We start from the raw sequence: 18,409 nt of genomic DNA, 5'->3' as shown, positions 1-18,409 counted from the left end.
GCCCTGCTGCCCGACGGGCCGGCGCCATCGGATGATGCCCGAAAGCGGGCCGACCCGGCGTCTCGCTCCCGGTTCGATTCCGTCAATCCGTGCGACGCGTGCCCGACGACCACGCGACGACGTCGTCGAGCGGATAGACCGGCCGCGCGAGCCGCTCGTAGCGGAACAGCCCGAAATCCGAACCGGTCACGCCCCGGCTGTCGCATTCGACCAGCGCGGCCGCGATCGGCACGAACACCGGCCGGCAATACATCCGCGACTTCAGCAGCAGGAAGCGCGCCCGGCGTGGATCGACGCCCACGCTCTCGAACACGCCGAGATCCCACGGCTCCTGCGTGCGCTCGGTGACGACGAGCGTGGCCGTGCCGATGTCGAGCACGGCCGCACGCCCCATGTACGCACGCTGCCCGGTGTACGTCGGCCCCGTGATCACGTATTCGCCGTCGGTGATCGCGCGCACGATGCCCGTCGCGCGAAACGGTTCGCGCCGCACGCCGCCGTGCGACGGCAGCCGATTGCCGACCGGCACCGTGACGGTTGCACCGACGCCCGCGTCGATCAGCGCCGCGACGGCTTCGGGGTCGCACAACGGCCCGCTGACGATCCCGTCGAGCCCATGCGCGAGCGCGGCTTCGAGCAGGTCCATCGTGTCGCACGGGCCGCCCGACATGCAGTTGTCGCCGTGATCGAGCATCAGTACCGGGCGGCTCGCGCCGTGGGCGAGCGCGGCGGCCTGCGCGACCGATTCGGCGAGCGGCGCGCTGCGATAGACGAATTCGTCGCGCGCATCCCAGATCTGCCGCGCGATGCGCTCGGCCACCGCGTCGGCCGCGGCGCGGTCGCCGTCGGCCACCACGACCACGCTGATGCACGGCGCGGGAATATCCGCGAGCGAGAAGCCGGGCAGGATCGACACCGCGAGCATCCCTTCAGCCTCGGCCGCGCGCGCGGCCTCCACCGCGCGCCGCATCGCGCCTTCGGCGCTCGCGCTGCGCAGCGTCGACGTCATCAGCGGCGGCTGCCGCCACGCGAGCACGGGCCGCGCGCGGCCGTGCAGCCGGTCGAGCAGCAGCCGCGCCGCGTGGTCGCCCGTCTCATACATGTCGACGTGCGGATAGGTCTTGAAACTGACGATCACGTCTGCGTTGTCGATCATCTTCTGCGTGACGTTCGCATGCAGGTCGAGCGCGACCGCGATCGGCGCATCGGGCAGCGCGGCGCGCACGCGCGCGAGCAGGTCGCCCTCGCCGTCCGCGCTCTGCTCGGCGACCATCGCGCCGTGCAGGTCGAGCATCACCGCGTCGCAGCCGGGCGCCGCCGCGACGATCGCATCGCAGATCGCCGTATACGCGTCGGCCGCGACCGGCCCGCTCGGGTTCGCGGCCGCCGACACGGGCGTCACGATGTCGGCGCCCGCGCGCTCGGCGGCGTCGATGAACGCGGCCATCGCGGTACGCATTCCGCGATTCGCGCGATACGCGTCGTCGCCCCAGTCAGGGCCGTTGCGGCCGAACGCGGCGAGCGGCGTCGGCACCGGCGAGAACGTATTGGTCTCGTGGTTCATCCGGGCGATCAGGATCTTCATCGGGCAGCGCCCTCCGCGATCCCGGCAGCGCCGAGCATCGCGTGCAGCAGCACGTTGCAGCCGGCCTCCAGATGCACCGGATCGGCATCTTCGATCTCGTTGTGGCTGATGCCGTCCTTGCACGGCACGAAGATCATCGCGGTCGGCGCGACGCGCGCGAGATACACCGCATCGTGGCCCGCGCCGCTGATCACGTTCATCGACGACAGCCCGAGTGCGCGCGCGCCGGCGCGAACCTGCTCGACCAGCGCCGGATCGAACGGCTGCGGCGGAAAATACACGACCGGCTCGATGTCGATCCGCATCCCGGCCGCCGCGCCCAGGTCCGCGCATGCCGCACGCAATTCCGTATCCATCGCCGTCAGCGTCGCGTCGTCGGCCGCGCGCAGGTCGACGGTCAGCGTCACGCGGCCGGGAATCACGTTGCGCGAATTCGGATGCACGTCGACCCAGCCGACCGTGCCGCGGCCGTGCGGCGGATGCGCGCGCGCGATGCCGTTCACCGCTCGCACGAGATCGGCCGCGACCAGCAGCGCATCGCGCCGCAACTCCATCGGCGTGGGGCCCGCATGCGCCTCCATCCCGTGGACGGTCACGTCGTACCAGCGCTGTCCGAGCGCGCCCTCGACCACGCCGATCGTCGTGTCGTGCGCTTCCAGCACCGGCCCCTGTTCGATATGCGCTTCGAAATACGCGCCGACCGGATGCGCGCCATGCCCCTCGTCCGCACTGCCCGCATAGCCGATCGCGGCCAGCGCGTCGCGCACCGACACGCCGTCGCGGTCGCATTGCGCGAGTGCATGGTCGAGCGTGAATGCGCCCGCGAACACGCCGGAACCCATCATCACCGGGACGAAGCGCGACCCTTCCTCGTTGGTCCAGACGGCCACCTCGAGCGGCGCACGCGTGCGCACCCCGGCGTCGTCGAGCGTACGCAGCACCTCGAGGCCGGCCAGCACGCCGTAGTTGCCGTCGAACTTGCCGCCAGTGGGCTGCGTGTCGATATGGCTGCCCGTCGTCACGGGCGGCAGGTCGTCCCGTTCGCCCGCGCGCCGCGCGAAGATATTGCCGATCGCATCCACGCGCACCGTGCAGCCGATTGCCTTCGCCCAGGTGACGAACAGGTCGCGCGCGTCGCGATCGAGCTCGGTGAGCGCGAGACGGCACACGCCGCCCTTGTCGGTCGCGCCGATCCGCGCGAGACGCATCAGGCTGTCCCACAGCCGCGCGCCGTCGACGCGCAAGCCGGACGCCGCGACGCCCGGAGTCAAATCCTGTACTTGCATCGTTGCCATTCCTCGCATTGACAGGGCGCGGCGCTCATGCGACGCCGACGCCCAGGTACCGGTCCTTCACGTCGTGATCGGCCGCGAACGCCGCGTTGCTGCCTTCGTAGACGATCACGCCCTGCTCGATCACGAAGTGGCGGTCGGCAAGCTGCGTGCACACTTCGAGGTTCTGTTCGACGAGCAGGATCGCGACGCCGGCCGCCTTGATCCGCTTCAGCTGCTCGACGATCTCCTCGACGATCACCGGCGCAAGCCCCTCGACCGGCTCGTCGAGCATCAGCAGCCGCGGATGATTCATCAGCGCACGGCCGATCGCCAGCATCTGCTGCTCGCCGCCCGACAACTGCGCGCCGCCGTTGCGGCGACGCTCCTTCAGGCGCGGGAAGATCCGGTAGATGTCGTCGAGCTGCCACGGCGAATCGCGGCGCGCGCCGAGCCGCAGGTTTTCCTCGACCGACAGCAGCCGGAAAATCCCGCGATGCTCGGGTACGAAGCACAGCCCGCGCGCGGCGATCCGGTGCGCCGGCTGCCCGGATACCGGCCGGCCCGCGAACGTCACCGTGCCGCCCGTCGGCGCAACGACGCCCGCGATCGTCTTGAGCGTCGTCGACTTGCCCGCGCCATTGCGGCCGAGCAGCGTCACCGTCTCGCCTTCGTTCACGTTCAGCGAAATGCCCTGCAGCACGTGGCTCTTGCCGTAGCAGGCATGCACCTCCTTCACGTCGAGCATCATGCGCGGCCTCCGGTGATCATGTTGCCGAGATAGGCGCTGCGCACGCGCGCGTCGCCGCGAATCGCGTCGGGCGTGCCTTCGACCAGCACGCGCCCCTGCTGCATCACCGTGATCGTGTCCGAGATGTCCATCACGATCCCCATGTTGTGTTCGATCAGCACGACCGTGTAGTCGTCGCGCAGGCCGCGGATCAGCGCCTTCATGTCGTCGAGATCGTCGATGCCCATGCCCGACGTCGGCTCGTCGAGGAAGATCGCACGCGGGCGCGCGGCCAGCGCCATGCCGACCTCGAGCCGGCGCTGCTGGCCATGCGACAGCGCGCCGGACGCCGTCTCGGCGAAGCGCTGCAGGCCGAGCCGCTCGAGGACGTCGTCGATGATGCCGTCTTGCGCGAGCGCCCCGCGAGGCGGCGCCCACGGATTCAGCGCCCGCCGCGATTCGACGCCCTGTGCGGCGACGCGCAGGTTCTCGCGCACGCTCAGGTTCGGAAACAGGCTCGTCACCTGGAACGAGCGCGCGATGCCGCGCCGCACGCGCTTGTGATCGGGTTCGTGCGACACGTCGTGGCCGTCGAACAGGATCGAGCCGGACGTGATCGGCAACGTGCCGGTCAGCGTATGGAACAGCGTCGTCTTGCCCGCGCCGTTCGGGCCGATCACCGAATGCACGGTGCGCGGCATGATGCGCAGATCGACGCCGCCCAGCGCGGTGAACTTGCCGTAGCGCTTGACGACGCCGCGCGCTTCGAGAATCGCTTCGCTCATTGCCGCTCCTTGACCGTGACCACCGTGCGATCGCCACGCCGCAGCGACGCCGCGATGCGTTCGCCCAGCCCCCACAACCCGCGCTGCATGAACAGGCTGACCGCGATCAGCACGAGGCCGAGCAGCAGCAGCCAGCGCGGCCACAGCGTCGACAGCCAGTCCGCGAACAGCACGTAGAACGCCGCGCCGAGCACCGACGCGAACAGGTTGCCCGTGCCGCCGATCACCGTCATCACGAGGATCATCTCGCTCGTGTGATAGTCGATGTTCGACAGCGGTGCGATGCCCGTCATCAGCGCGTGCAGCGCGCCGGCGAGGCCCGTGACCGCGCCCGAGATCACGAACGCGGCCAGCTTGAAGCGCTTCACGTCGTAGCCGGCCGCCGCCGCGCGCGCCTCGTTGTCGCGAATCGCGAGCAGCGTGCGGCCGAACACCGAGCGCGACACGCGCAGCAGCAGCCAGAACACCGCGACGAACAGCACCGCGACGAAGCCGTAGTAGCGCCACGGCGAATCGAGCGGGACGAGCGGATGCCCGAATGCGGCGAGCGCGGGGCGCGGGATGTCGAGTAGCCCGTTGTCGCCGCCCGTCACGTCCGGCGTCGTGTACGCGAGGAAGTAGAACAGTTGCCCGAACGCGAGCGTCAGCATCACGAAGTACGTGCCGCGCTGCCGGATCGAGAACCAGCCGACGAGTGCGGCCGCGACCGCGCCGAGCACCGCGGCAGCAGCCAGCGCGGCCGTCACGGATGCGACGCCGCGTGTCAGCACCAGCCCCGCCGCATAACTGCCGAGCCCGAAGAAGATGCCCTGCCCGAACGACAACAGCCCCGTATAGCCGAGCAGCAGGTTGCAGCCGAGCGCGGCGAGCGCGAACACCAGCACTTCGGTCGCGAGCGAGCCCGAACTCAACACGAGCGGCAACGCGCACGCGGCCACCGCCGCGAGCCAGCCTTCCGGCCGCTGCAGCACGCCGCGCCACGGCTGCAGGCGTCGCGACGCCGCCGCGCCCGGCGGCAGCGGTTTCGATGAATCGATCATGCGGCCCTCCCGAGCAAACCGTTCGGACGCAGCAGCAGCACGGCCGCCATCGCCACGTAGATCATCAGCCGCGCGCCTTCCGGCCACAGCGTGCTCATCAGGCTCTGCACGATGCCGACCAGCAGCCCGCCGACGAGCGCGCCGAGAAAATTCCCCATCCCGCCGACGACGACCACGACGAACGCGACGCCGAGCGCCTCGATGCCCATGAACGGATCGACGCCGCGGATCGGCGCGGCGAGCACGCCGGCCAGCGCGGCCGTCGCCGCGCCGAGCGCGAACACGAGGCTGAACACGCGCGTCACGTTGATGCCGAGCAGCGCCACCATCTCCGTCGACTCGCTGCCCGCGCGCACCGTACTGCCGAGCCGCGTGCCTTCGAGTACCCACCACAGCAGCGCGGCGAGAACGGCCGTGAACCCGATCACGAACAGCCGGTACTTCGGGTAGACGAAGCCGCCCCAGATCACGACGCCGTTCAGCGCGTCGGGCGGCGGCACGTTGTCGCCGAGCGGCCCCCACGCGAGGATCGCGCATTCCTGCAGCACGAGCGCGAGCCCGACCGTCGCGAGGATGTGGAATTCGTGCTGCTGCGCGTACACATGGCGCAGCACGAGCTTTTCGACGCCCCACGCGAACGCGCCGACCACGAGCGGCACGATCGCGAGCGCGACCCAGAAATTCGTCGACCATTGCAGCGCCTGGTAGCAGAGATACGCGCCGAGCAGATAGAACGCGCCGTGAGCGAAGTTCACGAAGCGCAGCAGGCCGAACACGATCGACAGGCCGACGGCGAGCAGGAAATACAGCATGCCCACGCCGATGCCGTTGACGATCTGCAGCAGATAGACGTTCATGGCTTCCGTGTCGGAAAGGAAGGTAACGGACGCCCGCGGCGCGCGCGGCGCCGCGAACGCATGCGCGGCGTCACGCGAGCTTGCAGCCCGTCTTGTCGAGCGGCAGGAACGACTGGCCGGAGCTGACGATGTCGGCATAGTCGTCCGCGTTCTTCATCCGGCTCTTCGGCTTGCCCTTCAGCAGGTAGTAGTTCTTCAGCACCTGGTGGTCACCCTTGCGGATTTCCTCCGGGCCGGTGAGGCCGTCGTACTTCATCCCTTCCATCGCGGCGACGACCTTCTTCGGATCGGCGCTGCCGGCCTTCACCATTGCGTCGATCAGGATCTTCGAGCAGATGTACGAGCCCGCGAGGCTGTAGTTCGGGTTCGCGTTGAACGCGGCGTTCGCGCGCTTCACGAGATCGCGGTTCAGCGGCGAATCGATGCCGTGCCAGTACTGCGCGCCGAAATACACGCCGTCGCAGATGTCCGGGCCGAGCGCCTCGAACTGCTCGAGCCCCGACGCCCACGCGAGCAGGATCGTGCAGTTGCGCTTCATCCCGAAGCTGACGGCCTGGCGCAGCGTGTCCGACGATTGCGAGCCGAAGTTCAGGATCAGCAGCACGTCCGGCTGCGCGGCCGCCGCATTCGTCAGGTAGCCGCTGAACTCCTTTTCGGCGAGCGAGTGATAGCTGTTGCCGACGTGCTCGATGCCCTTCTCCTTGAAGACCGCCTTCGCGGCCGACAGCAGGCCGTCGCCGAACACGTATTGCGGCGTGATCGTGTACCAGCGCTTCGCCTTCGGCAGCATCTGGATCAACGGGCGCACCGTCTGCTCGATCGCACCGAAGGTCGGCACCGACCAGCGGAACGTCGCCGCGTTGCAATCCTTGCCGGTGATCTCGTCCGCGCCGGCCGTCGTGATGAACACGCCGCCCGCCTTCTGCACTTCCTTGCCCATCGCCAGCGATTCGGACGACAGGATGCCGCCCGCGAAGAAACGCACGCCCTTCTGCTGCGCGATCTCCTGCACACGCCGCACGGCCGTCGCGGGCTTGCCCTCGGTATCGAGCGCCGTATAGGTGAGCGGCGCGCCGAGCACCTTGCCGTACTGCTTGACCGCGAGCTGCATGCCGAGATCGGCGTACTTGCCGTTGGCGGCGAAGGGGCCGGACATCGGCACCGGGCAGGCAAGCTGGATGGGCGCGCCCTGCGCGAACGCGACACGGGACGACATGCTGCCGAGCGCGCCCGGCACGGCCGACAGCGCGGCCAGTTTCAACAGTTCTCGGCGATTCAAGTTGACGCTCCTCATGATGGGGGACACACGCGATACGACCGACTGCCAAACCGTGCCCACGCCCTTGCTGGCTGCGCGCCGCCGGTTCATTCTATTTATCATGATAAATAGAATGAACCTGATGCTAGAGTTGATCAAAATTGGTGTCAATCAGGCAAAATTCCGTACCCGCGCCGGGACCGGTCGTCGACGATGACGCGGCGCGCAGCCAGACAAAGGAGTCGTGAAGATGGTCATGGACCGAGCCAGGGCGGGCCTCGCGGTCGAAATCAAGCAGCCGAAGCGGGCCGACCTCGTCGCCGAGGAGATCAAGCGGCTGATCACCGAGAAGGACCTGAAGCCGGGCGACCGCCTGCCGCGCGAGGCCGAGCTGCAGCAGCTCTACGCGGTGAGCAAGAGCACGATCCGCGAGGCGCTGAAGTCGCTCGAGGTGCAGGGGCTCATCAAGGTCACGACGGGGCCGTCGGGCGGCGGGATGGTCGTCGAGGTGCCGCTCGACCGCACGCTTCAGCTGCTGCAGAACTACCTGTTCTTCAAGGACGTGACGATCGACGACATCTATACGGTGCGCAAGCTGCTCGAACCCGAGCTGGCCGCCGGCGCCGTGCCGCACCTGACCGAGCGCGACTTCGCGGCGCTGGAAGCGAACATCGCGTGCTGCGACGGCGGCTCGGGCGTGCACGATCGCGGCCACATGCTGCGCCAGCGGCAGGAGGACACGACGTTCCACGACATCCTCGCGGCCGCGAATCCCAATCCGTTCCTGCGCTTCAGCTGCGAACTGATCAACGAGATGATCCGGCAGTTGATCGAGTTCCGGAACGATACGCCGCTCGCCGAGCACAAGCGCTTCGGCGAAGCGAACGTATCGATTCACAAGGCGATCCTGCAGGCCGCGCGCGAGCGCGATACCGAGCGCGTCCGTGCGCTGATGGTCGAGCACATGACCGAGGCGCCCAAGCACGTGAAGCGGATGAAGGGCAAGCTGCGCGGGCGGTTGATCCTCGATTCCGAGATCCGCAGGCGGCCCGCGGCCGCGGTCGATCCGGAAGAACGCTGAGCGGCGGCACCGACACCCGCAGCAACGCAAGCGCCGCGCGGTTCATCCGGGCGACCGGGTCGTCATCGGGCGCCGTCTTCCGTGTACCCGGTCGTGCCCTTCGTCTCCAGATACTCGACGAGGCCGAACTCCGCATACTCGCGCCCGTTGCCCGAGCGCTTGTAGCCGCCGAACGGCGCGGCCGGGTTCCATGCCGGGTAGTTGATGTGGACGTTGCCGACGCGCAACCGCGCCGCAACGCGGCGGGCGCGCTCGAGATCCTTCGACTGCACGTAGGCCGCGAGCCCGTAGACCGAATCGTTCGCGAGCGCGACGGCCTCGTCCTCGGTTCGGTAGGTCATGATCGACAACACCGGCCCGAAGATTTCCTCCGTGGCGATCGTCATGCGCGGCGTGACGTTCGAAAACACCGTCGGCCGCACGTAGAACCCGTCCGCCAGCCCCTCCGGCCGGCCGGGGCCGCCGGCGACGAGCGTCGCACCCTCCTCGATCCCGAGCCGGATGAAGTGCTGGATGCGATCGAACTGCGTGCGGCTGACCACCGGCCCGATGCCGGTTTCCGCCGAACGCGGATTGCCGACGACGGTGCGCGCCGCTTCCCGACGCGCCGCCTGCTCGGCCCGCGCCAGATGATCGACGTGCACCAGCATGCGCGTCGGCGCGTTGCACGACTGGCCGCTGTTGCTGAAGCAGCTGCGCGCGCCGCGCGCGACGGCGTCCTCGATGTCGGCGTCGGGCAGGATCAGGTTCGGGCTCTTGCTGCCGAGCTCCTGATGCACGCGCTTCACGGTATCGGCCGCCGCCTTCGCGACCTCGATGCCCGCGCGCGTCGAGCCCGTGAACGACACCATGTCGACGTCCGGATGCCGCGACAGCGCGTCGCCCACTTCGTACCCGTAGCCGTGCACGAGGTTGAACACGCCGGGCGGCACGCCGGCTTCGTGCAGGATCTCCGCGAACAGGATCGCGCTGAACGGCGCGATCTCGCTCGGCTTGAGCACCATCGTGCAGCCGGCGGCCAGCGCCGGCGCGACCTTGCACACGATCTGGTTGATCGGCCAGTTCCACGGCGTGATCAGCGCGCACACGCCGATAGGCTCGTGCGACACCAGCAGCGAACCGGTCTGCGTGCTGAAGCGAAACGACCGCAGCGCGCGGATCGTCTGTTCGAGGTGCGCGGTGCCGACCGCGGCCTGCATCGCCCGCGCGAACGCGATCGGCGCGCCCATCTCCTGGCTGATCGTCTGCGCGACTTCTTCGTAGCGGCGCTGGTAAATGTCGAGGACGCGCGTCAGCAACGCGACGCGCTCGTCCACCGACCAACGCGAATAGGTATCGAAGGCCCGCTTCGCCGCGCCAACCGCGCGATCGACGTCGGCCGCATCGCCGATCGCAAGCTGTGCATACGGTCGCGCGGTAGCCGGATCGATCACGTCGATCGAGCGTGCGTCGGCCGGATCGAGCCACTGACCGTCGATGTAGGATTGTCGTGACGTTCGCATCGAATGCTCCTGAAATGAAGGACGCCGCGCTCAGCGCGTCGCCCGTGCGTAGGTATCGACGAGGATGTCGCGGATCTGCGCGACGAACCACCCGATTTCGTCGCGCGACATCACAAGCGGCGGCGAGAACTGCACGATCGGCGTGCCTTCGTGATCGACGCCCGCGCGGCACAGCAGCCCCGCGTCGACGAGCGCCGGCGCGAGCATCGTCGACACGAACGCCTGCGCGCCGATATCAGCCGCCCAGCGGCGCGCGGCCTTGTCGGTCACGAGTTCGAGCGAGTAGTGATAGCCGTCGCCGCGCACGTCGCCGACGCACGGCAGTTCGAGCAGCCCGTCGAGCGTCCGGCGGAACACCGCTTCGTTGTCGCGCACGTTCGCGAGCACGCCTTCGCGCTCCATGATCGCGAGGTTCGCGAGCGCGGCCGTGCATGCGACCGGATGACCGCCGTACGTCGCACCGTGCAGGAACATCTGCTGCGGCCCGTCGAGTACCGTGTCGACGACCGCGTCGCTCGCGATCACGCCGCCGAGCGGCACGTAGCCCGACGCGATGCCTTTCGCGAACGTGATGATGTCCGGCTTCAGCCCGTAGCGCGCCGACCCGAAATACTCGCCGAGCCGGCCGAACCCGCAGATCACCTCGTCGGCCACGAGCAGCACGCCGTGCCGGTCGCAGATGTCGCGCAGCCCGGCCACATAACCGGCCGGCGGCGTCAGGCTGCCGCCCGCGTTCTGCAGCGGCTCGACGACGATCGCGGCGACCGTGTCCGGCCCCTCCTGCACGATCAGCGATTCGATCTCGTCGAGCAGGTGCCGCGTGAACTGCGCTTCCGTCTCGCCGGCCGGGCGACCGTAACGTTTCGTGTTGCCCACGTGCCGCACGCCCGACATCAACGGTTCGAAGTGCTTGCGGAAATTGGTCATCCCGTTCAGCGCGAGCGCGCCGAACGACGTGCCGTGATACGCGACGCGCCGCGCGATGAACTTGCGCCGCTGCGGCTCGCCGCGCGACTGGTGATACTGGCGTACCAGCTTGATCGCCGATTCGTTCGACTCCGAGCCGCTCGACGTGAAGAACACGCGGTTCAAGCCGTCGGGCGCGAGCGCCGCGAGCTGATGCGCGAGCCGGATCGCCGGTTCGTGGCCCACGCCCCAGTTGGTCGCGAACGGCAGCCGCGCCATCTGCTCGCGGATCGCGTCGCCGATCTCCGCACCGTGGCTATAGCCGACCTGCACGCAGTACAGCCCGGCCAGCCCGTCGAAATAGCGCTTTCCGTTGCGATCGACGAGCCAGCAGCCTTCGCCGCGGTCGAACACGGTGAGCGCGTTGTCGCGGTACGCATCGGCATGCGTGAAGTGCATCAGCAGATGGCGCTTGCCGAGCGCCTGCAGGTCCGCGGCGGAATTGACGTCAACGGCGTTCATGGATCACTCCTCCTTCAGGGTTTCAGAACCGGCATCGCGCGGCCGGTCATTCAATGCATCGACAGCGTCGGCGCCGGGCGCGTGAAGCCGCGCGTCAGCCACACGAGCTGGCATAACCCGAGCACGAGCCAGCCGATGCCGACGTAGAACGTCTGGCGCGACAGCCCCGACCAGAGCCACACGTTCATCGCGAAGCCGATCGCCGGCATCAGGCCGTACGCGATCCAGCCCGCGGCATCGCGATGTTCGGGTCGCCCGAGATAGCTGCGCATCACGCACAGGTTCACGATCGCGAACGCGACGAGCGCGCCGAAACTGATCATCGTCGATGCGAGATCGAGCGAGATGAACAGCGCGGACAGCGACACGACGCCGACCGCGAGCGTCGCGCGCACCGGCGTGCGCAGCCGCGCATGCAGATGGCCGAACACGCATTCGGGCAGCACGCGGTCGCGGCCCATCGCGAACAGCACGCGCGTCACGCTCGCCTGGCCCGCCATCGCGCTCGCGAAGCAGCCGGCCACGTACACCGCGACGAAGAACGCCGACAGCGTGCGGCCGCCGACCCGCCGCATCAGTTCGAGGCTCGCCGAATCGAGATCCTTGAACGCATGCCAGTCGGGAAACACCACTTGGCCGACATACGCGATCAGCATGAACAGCAGGCCGCTCGCGAGCGTGCAGAGCACGATTGCGCGCGGCACCGTGCGCCGCGGCTCGTGCGCTTCCTCCGACAGCGTGGTGACCGCGTCGAAGCCGAGGAACGACAGGCACAGGATCGCGGAGCCGGCGAAGATCGCGCGCGCATCGCCGGACGACGGCAACTCGACGGCCATCGACAGCCCTTCGCCGGCCGCGACCTGCGCCGACGCGACGACGAAGACCGCGATGAACACGAGCTGGCTCGCGATCAGGATCAGGTTCACGCGATTGACGAGCCGGATGCCGACGATGTTCAGCACGGTGATCAGCGCGATGCTGCCGACGATCCATACGCTGGCCGGCACCGTCGGAAAGATCTGCTTCATGTAGATGCCGATCGCGAGATAGCTGATCATCGGGATGAACAGGTAGTCCATCAGCAACGCCCAGCCGACCATGAAGCCGGCCGACGTGCCGAAGTTGCGGCTCGCGAACGTATAGGCCGACCCGGCGCTCGGCATCAGCCGCGCCATGTGGCCGTAGCTGCGCGCGGTAAACAGCATCGCGATCAGCGTGACCGCGTACGCGGCCGTCAGGTGTCCGTTCGTCTCGTTCGTGACGAGGCCGTAGGTCGTGAACACCGTCATCGGAAGCATGTACGCGAGGCCGAAGATCACCAGCGTCGCGAGTCCGAGCGGATGCGGCTTGCGCGTGTCCGTGCCGCCGCGTCGCGCGTATTCGCCGAAGTCTTGCGTCGCGGCGGCTGATGCGGTTCGACCTGGCCTGGCGTTGTCCATGCTGTCCTCACGTGGGTGGCGTCCATGACTTCAACACGCGTGCATCCGGCACTGCCGCCAGGGCACGACTGGCAGAAAGTGTGGTGCGTCAAAAAATCGACGACGAATGAGAAAAGCGGACGTTATCGAGGGATATTTCCGGACATACGGTCGCGCATCGTGCCGTTCCGCCTTGCATGCTGCTGTGCGGCACTGGCGTTTTGCGGACATTCCGGCTATGTTCTACGCGACCCCGTCACCGCATCGGCATCATGACCAGCCGCTCCCAACGCAACCAGAGCCGGGCCGAACGCAGCCTGCGTTCGGCGCTCGGCCTCGCGCGCCCGGCCGGGCGCCAGGAGGATATTCCCGCCACCGTCCATGCGATCGCGGTCGCGCTGGACGAGTGCCGCGTGCGGCACATCGACCGCGCCGCGCTGCTCGAAGGCACGGGGCTCGGCGCGGACGAAGTCGCGTCGCCGAACCTGCACGTGAATCGCGGCCAGGAGCAACGTTGCTTCCGCAACCTGCTGCGCTGCAGCGGCGTGCCGTCGATCGGGCTGTCGATCGGCGCGCGGCTGCATGTGTCGACGCTCGGTCTCGCCGGTTACGCGATGCTGATCAGCGGCTCCGTGATGCAGGCATTCCGCTGCATGGGCCAGTTTCCGCTGTTCATGGGGCTGTATTTCGACGTGCGCGTCGACGCGCATGCGGGCGGCATGAGCGTGACCATCGGCCGCTACAACGGCGAGCCCGATCTCGAGGTGTTCCAGACCGACATGTGCCTGTCGAGCCTGCGCCTGATCGTGTCCGATCTCGTCGGCAAGCCGGTGTGGCCCGAGCAGGTGCGGCTCGCACGCCGCACGCCGCGCAACGCGGCCGACTACGCGCGCCACTTCGGCTGCCAGGTCGTCTTCAATGCGGACGATAACCGGCTCGTGTTCACGTCGGTGAACGGCACGGAAGCGCCGCGTCTCGCGAACGAAGTCAGCTTCAATGCATTGCACGGCCAGTGCGAGATACTCGAACGGCAGTGGGCCGCGTCGGTCGGCACGCGCTTCGCCGATCGCGCGAAGGAGTTGATGGCGCGCGACCTCGCGCGCTTCAAGTCGATGACGGCGCTCGCGAGCGCACTGCACCTGACCGAACGCACATTGCGCCGCCGGCTCGACAAGGACGGCATCACGTTCCAGTCGCTGCTCGACGACGTGCGTCGCGACGAAGCCGTGCGGCTGCTCGACGATCACGCGCTGACGGTCGCCGCGATCGCGGAGCGGCTCGGCTACAGCGAGCCGCGCAGTTTCCGTCATGCGTACCGGCGCTGGACCGGCAAGACGCCGCGCGCGGAGTCGGACGTCGACGCGTGAACCCGATGTGCCGGCGCACCTGCCGAACGCGGGTGCGTCTACGGCATTCGGCAGCGAAACCGCAGGCGAACGTCCTGCCGCAACGACGGATTTTTTCAACTGATACGTTGTTCGAATCAACTTCCACTCATCCGTTTCTTCGCTCCCGCATGCCCGGCGACGCGTCGCCGCGATCGTCCGCCACGCTGGACGCGCTCCATCGATTGTTCTATACTCGCGTCAACTTCATCACAAAACGCATGATCTCGTGCGCAACGTGATGTCATTTCGCACTTCGTTGCGTATGCATCCGTTTCGCCACGTCAAAGGGGCCACCGGCCCCAGCGGTCGGCTTCCAGCCGAGCGCATCCATGCCGTCTTCACACGACGGTGCCCTGCTCGAACGCGCCTCGCCGTCACGGCGCCGCCGAGCCGAACCTGACAATCAGACGAACGCGTCGTCGCGTTCACCCGACGCCAGCCGCACCTCGGTGCAGCCGGCAGCACTGTTTCCGTCAGTTCAATCGCGGCCATGCCGGGATCACGAACTTCCATCGCGGCGCCGTTCGGCGTCATCGCGGCGTGCGCCTGCGCGCGCCGCACCGAATCGAGGAGGCGTATCTTCATGACTCGACGCACTGTCCAGCGGGTGGGCAGCCTGGTGGCAATCATCGCCGTGGGATGGGCCCTGGCGCGCGGCATCGGCGCCGAGACGTTCCATCAGCGCTCGGACGATCTCGGCTACTACGCGGGCCAGCACATGCTGCTGGTCGCCTATTCGATGACCTTGGCCATCGCCGTGGGCGTGCCGGCCGGCGTGCTGCTGAGCCGGCCGCGCTTCCAGCACCAGGCCGAGCGCTTCATGCAGGTCTTCAACATCGGCAACACGATTCCGTCGCTCGCCGTGCTCGCCATCGCGCTCGGCATCTTCGGCATCGGCGACGTGCCGGCGATCGTCGCGCTGTTCCTCGCGTCGCTGCTGCCCGTCACGCGCAATGCGTACGAAGGCATGAAGAACGTACCGGCCGCGCTGCGCGAAGCCGCCAAGGGCATCGGCATGACGGGCTGGCAGTCGCTGGTGCGCGTGGAGCTGCCCAACGCGCTGCCGATCATCGTCGGCGGCGTGCGCACCGCGCTCGCGATCAACGTCGGGACGGCGCCGCTCGCGTACCTGATCGGCGCGGACAGCCTCGGCTCGCTGATCTTCCCCGGCATCTACCTCGACAACCAGCCGCTGCTGCTGCTCGGCGCATCGCTCACCGCGATCCTCGCGCTGGTGCTGGACGGCATCGTCGCTGCCGGCAGCCGCCATTGGCTCGCCCGCCACGGAGGTGCCGCATGACGCTTCAACGCTTCCTTCGATCGCTCGCGCGCCTGGGCGCCGCCGGCGCACTGTGTGTCGCGGCCAGCACGCCGGCATTCGCCGCGAAGCTCGTGCTGGGCGCGAAGAACTTCACCGAGCAATACGTGCTCGCGGAACTCACGTCGCAATACCTGCGCTCGCGCGGCTACGACGTCGAAGTCCGCGCCGGGCTCGGCAGTACGCTCGCGCGCAGCGCACTGGAAAACGGCCAGTTCGACCTGATGTGGGATTACACGGGCACCGCGGCGCTCGTCTACAACAAGATCCCGGACAAGCTGTCGCCCGAGGAGATGTACCGGCGCGTCAAGGCGCTCGACGTGCCGCGCGGACTCGTGTGGCTCGATGCGTCGCCGCTCAACGACACCTATGCGATCGGCCTGCCGAGCGAACTCGCGCAGGCCACCGGCATCCGCACGGTGTCGCAGCTCGCCGAGCACCTGAAGAACGATCCGGCCGCGAAGCATTACGTATTCGGCATGGATGCGGAATTCGCGAACCGCCCCGACGGCCTGAAGCCGCTGCTCGCCGCCTACGGCATGCAGTTCAGCCGCGCGCAACTGAAGCAGATGGATCCGGGGCTCGTCTATACGGCCCTGCACAACAACCAGTTGAAGATCGGCCTCGTCTATACGACCGACGGCCGCGTGAAGGGCTTCGGCATCGTGCCGCTCGAGGACGACAGGCATTTCTTCCCGCCGTACAACGCGACGCCCGTGGTCCGCAAGGGTACGCTCGAAAGCAATCCGAAACTCGCGACGCAGCTCAACGCGCTGTCGGCCGCGCTCGACAACGACGCGATGCAGGCGATGGCCAAGGCCGTCGACCTCGACGGCCGATCTCCGCGCGACGTCGCCGATGCGTTCCTGCGCACCCACCCGCTACCTTGAAGGAGAACTGATGAACGTATTCGACTATCTCGCTTCGAGCTGGCCCGAGCTGCTGCAGCTCACGCTGCAGCACGTGTGGCTCGTCGCGATTGCCGTGGGCTGCGCGATCGTCGCCGGCGTACCGCTCGGCGTCCTGATCAATCGCCACGACTGGCTCGCCGGGCCGCTGCTCGGCGTCGCCACGCTCGTGCTCACGCTGCCGTCCATCGCGCTGTTCGGCCTGATGATCCCGCTCTTCTCGCGCTTCGGCCAGGGCATCGGCGCGGCGCCCGCGATCACGGCCGTGTTCCTCTACTCGCTGCTGCCGATCATGCGCAACACCTACCTCGCGTTGCATAACGTGGATGCGGGGATCAAGGAAGCCGGCACCGGCATCGGGATGACGTCGTGGCAGCGCCTGCGCCTCGTCGACCTGCCGCTGGCGGTGCCCGTGATTCTCGCGGGCGTGCGCACCGCGGTCGTGATGAACATCGGCGTGATGACGATCGCCGCCGTGATCGGCGCGGGCGGCCTCGGCACGCTGATCCTGCGCGCGATCGGACAGAGCAGCATGATGAAACTGCTGGTGGGCGCGGTGCTCGTGAGCCTGCTCGCGATCGTCGCCGACCGGCTGCTGCAGATGCTGCAACGTGCATTGACACCGAAGGGAGTGCAGAAGACATGATCGAACTCGACAAACTGACCAAGACCTTCACGCGCAAGGACGGCCAGCCCGTGCGCGCGGTCGACTCCGTGAGCCTGTCGGTGCCCGAAGGAGAAATCTGCGTGTTCCTCGGCCCGTCGGGCTGCGGCAAGACCACCACGCTCAAGATGATCAACCGGCTGATCGCCCCGACGTCGGGCCGCGTGCGCATCAACGGCGAGGATACGGCGCAGTTGAACGAAGTCGACCTGCGGCGCCACATCGGCTACGTGATCCAGCAGATCGGGCTGTTCCCGAACATGACGATCGAGGAGAACATCACCGTCGTGCCGCGCCTGCTCGGCTGGGACAAGAAGCGCTGCGCCGAGCGCGCGCGCGACCTGATGTCGATGGTCGCGCTCGATCCGAAGCTGTACCTGAAACGCTATCCGCGCGAGCTCTCCGGCGGGCAGCAGCAACGCGTCGGCGTGATTCGCGCGCTGGCCGCCGATCCGCCCGTGCTGCTGATGGACGAGCCGTTCGGCGCGGTCGACCCGATCAATCGCGAATCGATCCAGAACGAGTTCTTCCAGATGCAGCGGCAACTGAACAAGACCGTGATCATGGTGAGCCACGACATCGACGAGGCGATCAAGCTCGGCGATCGCATCGCCGTGTTCCGGCGCGGCCAGCTCGTTCAGTACGATCACCCCGACACGCTGCTCGCGCGCCCGCGCGACGAATTCGTCGCGCAGTTCGTCGGCCAGGACAGCACGCTCAAGCGTCTGCTGCTCGTGAAGGCCGGCGACGCCGCCACGCAGCCCGAGACAGCGCGCGTCGATACGCCGCTCGCGCACGCGCTGGCGGTGATGGACGAAACCGACTGCCGCTACCTGACCGTGCTCGACGACGCGGGCCGGGCGCTCGGCTACGTGACGCGCCGCGCGGCACGCACCGACGGCGGCGTGTGCGGCGAACGCGTGACGCCGTTCCCGGCCGGCGTCGCGGCGGACGACAACCTGCGCATCGTGCTGTCGAAGATGTATCAGTACAGCGTTTCGTGGATGCCCGTGCTCGATCCCGACGGAGCGTGGCTCGGCGAGATCACGCAGGACTCGATCGCCGCGTATCTCAGCTCCGGCCGGTCGCGCCGGCAAACCGGCCAGCCGCCGGGCAGTCCGGCCGACGCGGTGGCCGCGCTCGCGACGTCCTGAATCGCGCCCGGGCCGGTGCTTC

16 protein-coding genes are annotated in these 18,409 nt (G+C 68.1%); 6 read left to right on the top strand and 10 right to left on the bottom strand.

Going from position 1 to position 18,409, the window contains the following annotated elements; all coding sequences use genetic code 11:
• Positions 1-82: 82 nt before the first annotated feature.
• The 7 genes from HWX62_RS00605 to HWX62_RS00575 all read right to left on the bottom strand — a co-directional run bounded on the left by HWX62_RS00605 (position 83) and on the right by HWX62_RS00575 (position 7,547).
• Positions 83-1,585 carry a M81 family metallopeptidase gene (locus tag HWX62_RS00605; protein WP_175931333.1) on the bottom strand — a complete coding sequence of 501 codons (1,503 nt, stop codon included), beginning with the start codon at positions 1,583-1,585 and terminating at the stop codon, positions 83-85.
• The gene (locus HWX62_RS00600; RefSeq protein ID WP_175931332.1) at positions 1,582-2,871 is read right to left on the bottom strand and encodes a Zn-dependent hydrolase; all 1,290 of its coding nucleotides are present in this window, start codon (positions 2,869-2,871) and stop codon (positions 1,582-1,584) included. Before HWX62_RS00600 ends, HWX62_RS00605 begins: the two co-directional genes overlap by 4 nt.
• Positions 2,872-2,905: 34 nt before the next feature.
• The gene (locus tag HWX62_RS00595; protein WP_050013633.1) at positions 2,906-3,607 is read right to left on the bottom strand and encodes an ABC transporter ATP-binding protein; all 702 of its coding nucleotides are present in this window, start codon (positions 3,605-3,607) and stop codon (positions 2,906-2,908) included.
• A complete protein-coding gene (locus HWX62_RS00590) occupies positions 3,604-4,371 on the bottom strand; it encodes an ABC transporter ATP-binding protein (protein ID WP_175931331.1) in 768 nt (255 codons plus the stop codon). Before HWX62_RS00590 ends, HWX62_RS00595 begins: the two co-directional genes overlap by 4 nt.
• On the bottom strand, positions 4,368-5,411 hold the full coding sequence (locus tag HWX62_RS00585) for a branched-chain amino acid ABC transporter permease (protein ID WP_175931330.1): 1,044 nt from the start codon (positions 5,409-5,411) through the stop codon (positions 4,368-4,370). Before HWX62_RS00585 ends, HWX62_RS00590 begins: the two co-directional genes overlap by 4 nt.
• On the bottom strand, positions 5,408-6,268 hold the full coding sequence (locus HWX62_RS00580; RefSeq protein WP_175931329.1) for a branched-chain amino acid ABC transporter permease: 861 nt from the start codon (positions 6,266-6,268) through the stop codon (positions 5,408-5,410). Before HWX62_RS00580 ends, HWX62_RS00585 begins: the two co-directional genes overlap by 4 nt.
• A 70-nt stretch (positions 6,269-6,338) precedes the next feature.
• Positions 6,339-7,547, bottom strand: a complete 1,209-nt coding sequence (locus HWX62_RS00575) for an ABC transporter substrate-binding protein (RefSeq protein ID WP_175931328.1) — start codon at positions 7,545-7,547, stop codon at positions 6,339-6,341.
• 229 nt (positions 7,548-7,776) lie between these two features.
• On the opposite strand from HWX62_RS00575, the gene HWX62_RS00570 reads away from it, so the two are divergent.
• Positions 7,777-8,607 carry an FCD domain-containing protein gene (locus HWX62_RS00570; RefSeq protein WP_175931327.1) on the top strand — a complete coding sequence of 277 codons (831 nt, stop codon included), beginning with the start codon at positions 7,777-7,779 and terminating at the stop codon, positions 8,605-8,607.
• A gap of 62 nt (positions 8,608-8,669) precedes the next feature.
• Here the strand turns inward: HWX62_RS00570 and HWX62_RS00565 are convergent, their stop codons facing one another.
• From HWX62_RS00565 to HWX62_RS00555, 3 genes are read right to left on the bottom strand one after another with little or no spacing between them, the layout of a single operon-like run.
• Complete coding sequence (locus HWX62_RS00565) at positions 8,670-10,109, bottom strand: aldehyde dehydrogenase family protein (RefSeq protein WP_175931326.1); 1,440 nt, start codon at positions 10,107-10,109, stop codon at positions 8,670-8,672.
• 30 nt (positions 10,110-10,139) lie between these two features.
• Positions 10,140-11,537 (bottom strand): aspartate aminotransferase family protein, encoded by a 1,398-nt coding sequence (locus HWX62_RS00560; RefSeq protein WP_175931325.1) that lies wholly within the window; start codon positions 11,535-11,537, stop codon positions 10,140-10,142.
• A 50-nt stretch (positions 11,538-11,587) separates the two neighbouring features.
• Entirely contained in the window at positions 11,588-12,976 is a 1,389-nt protein-coding gene (locus HWX62_RS00555) for an APC family permease (protein WP_175931324.1), read from the bottom strand.
• Between the two features lie 251 nt (positions 12,977-13,227).
• On the opposite strand from HWX62_RS00555, the gene HWX62_RS00550 reads away from it, so the two are divergent.
• From HWX62_RS00550 to HWX62_RS00530, 5 genes are all read left to right on the top strand, one after another.
• Positions 13,228-14,322, top strand: a complete 1,095-nt coding sequence (locus tag HWX62_RS00550) for an AraC family transcriptional regulator (protein WP_175931323.1) — start codon at positions 13,228-13,230, stop codon at positions 14,320-14,322.
• Between the two features lie 604 nt (positions 14,323-14,926).
• Positions 14,927-15,643: an ABC transporter permease gene (locus tag HWX62_RS00545; RefSeq protein WP_175931322.1), complete on the top strand. Its 717-nt coding sequence runs from the start codon at positions 14,927-14,929 to the stop codon at positions 15,641-15,643.
• Positions 15,640-16,551 (top strand): glycine betaine ABC transporter substrate-binding protein, encoded by a 912-nt coding sequence (locus HWX62_RS00540; protein WP_175931321.1) that lies wholly within the window; start codon positions 15,640-15,642, stop codon positions 16,549-16,551. The genes HWX62_RS00545 and HWX62_RS00540 overlap by 4 nt, the downstream gene beginning before the upstream one ends.
• 10 nt (positions 16,552-16,561) lie before the next feature.
• A complete protein-coding gene (locus HWX62_RS00535) occupies positions 16,562-17,215 on the top strand; it encodes an ABC transporter permease (RefSeq protein WP_175931320.1) in 654 nt (217 codons plus the stop codon).
• Complete coding sequence (locus tag HWX62_RS00530) at positions 17,212-18,387, top strand: ABC transporter ATP-binding protein (RefSeq protein ID WP_175931319.1); 1,176 nt, start codon at positions 17,212-17,214, stop codon at positions 18,385-18,387. Before HWX62_RS00535 ends, HWX62_RS00530 begins: the two co-directional genes overlap by 4 nt.
• Positions 18,388-18,409: the final 22 nt, after the last annotated feature.

Origin of the sequence: Burkholderia sp. BCC0506 (assembly GCF_902833145.1) — a bacterium.
Taxonomy (GTDB): Bacteria; Pseudomonadota; Gammaproteobacteria; order Burkholderiales; family Burkholderiaceae; genus Burkholderia.
This window is presented reverse-complemented; position numbering and strand designations above follow the sequence as displayed.

Coding starts and splice junctions, on each gene's coding strand:
- HWX62_RS00605 (WP_175931333.1), bottom strand. CDS start 1,585: ATGAAGATCCTGATCGCCCGGATGAACCACGAGACCAATACGTTCTCG.
- HWX62_RS00600 (WP_175931332.1), bottom strand. CDS start 2,871: ATGCAAGTACAGGATTTGACTCCGGGCGTCGCGGCGTCCGGCTTGCGC.
- HWX62_RS00595 (WP_050013633.1), bottom strand. CDS start 3,607: ATGATGCTCGACGTGAAGGAGGTGCATGCCTGCTACGGCAAGAGCCAC.
- HWX62_RS00590 (WP_175931331.1), bottom strand. CDS start 4,371: ATGAGCGAAGCGATTCTCGAAGCGCGCGGCGTCGTCAAGCGCTACGGC.
- HWX62_RS00585 (WP_175931330.1), bottom strand. CDS start 5,411: ATGATCGATTCATCGAAACCGCTGCCGCCGGGCGCGGCGGCGTCGCGA.
- HWX62_RS00580 (WP_175931329.1), bottom strand. CDS start 6,268: ATGAACGTCTATCTGCTGCAGATCGTCAACGGCATCGGCGTGGGCATG.
- HWX62_RS00570 (WP_175931327.1), top strand. CDS start 7,777: ATGGTCATGGACCGAGCCAGGGCGGGCCTCGCGGTCGAAATCAAGCAG.
- HWX62_RS00565 (WP_175931326.1), bottom strand. CDS start 10,109: ATGCGAACGTCACGACAATCCTACATCGACGGTCAGTGGCTCGATCCG.
- HWX62_RS00560 (WP_175931325.1), bottom strand. CDS start 11,537: ATGAACGCCGTTGACGTCAATTCCGCCGCGGACCTGCAGGCGCTCGGC.
- HWX62_RS00555 (WP_175931324.1), bottom strand. CDS start 12,976: ATGGACAACGCCAGGCCAGGTCGAACCGCATCAGCCGCCGCGACGCAA.
- HWX62_RS00550 (WP_175931323.1), top strand. CDS start 13,228: ATGACCAGCCGCTCCCAACGCAACCAGAGCCGGGCCGAACGCAGCCTG.
- HWX62_RS00545 (WP_175931322.1), top strand. CDS start 14,927: ATGACTCGACGCACTGTCCAGCGGGTGGGCAGCCTGGTGGCAATCATC.
- HWX62_RS00540 (WP_175931321.1), top strand. CDS start 15,640: ATGACGCTTCAACGCTTCCTTCGATCGCTCGCGCGCCTGGGCGCCGCC.
- HWX62_RS00535 (WP_175931320.1), top strand. CDS start 16,562: ATGAACGTATTCGACTATCTCGCTTCGAGCTGGCCCGAGCTGCTGCAG.
- HWX62_RS00530 (WP_175931319.1), top strand. CDS start 17,212: ATGATCGAACTCGACAAACTGACCAAGACCTTCACGCGCAAGGACGGC.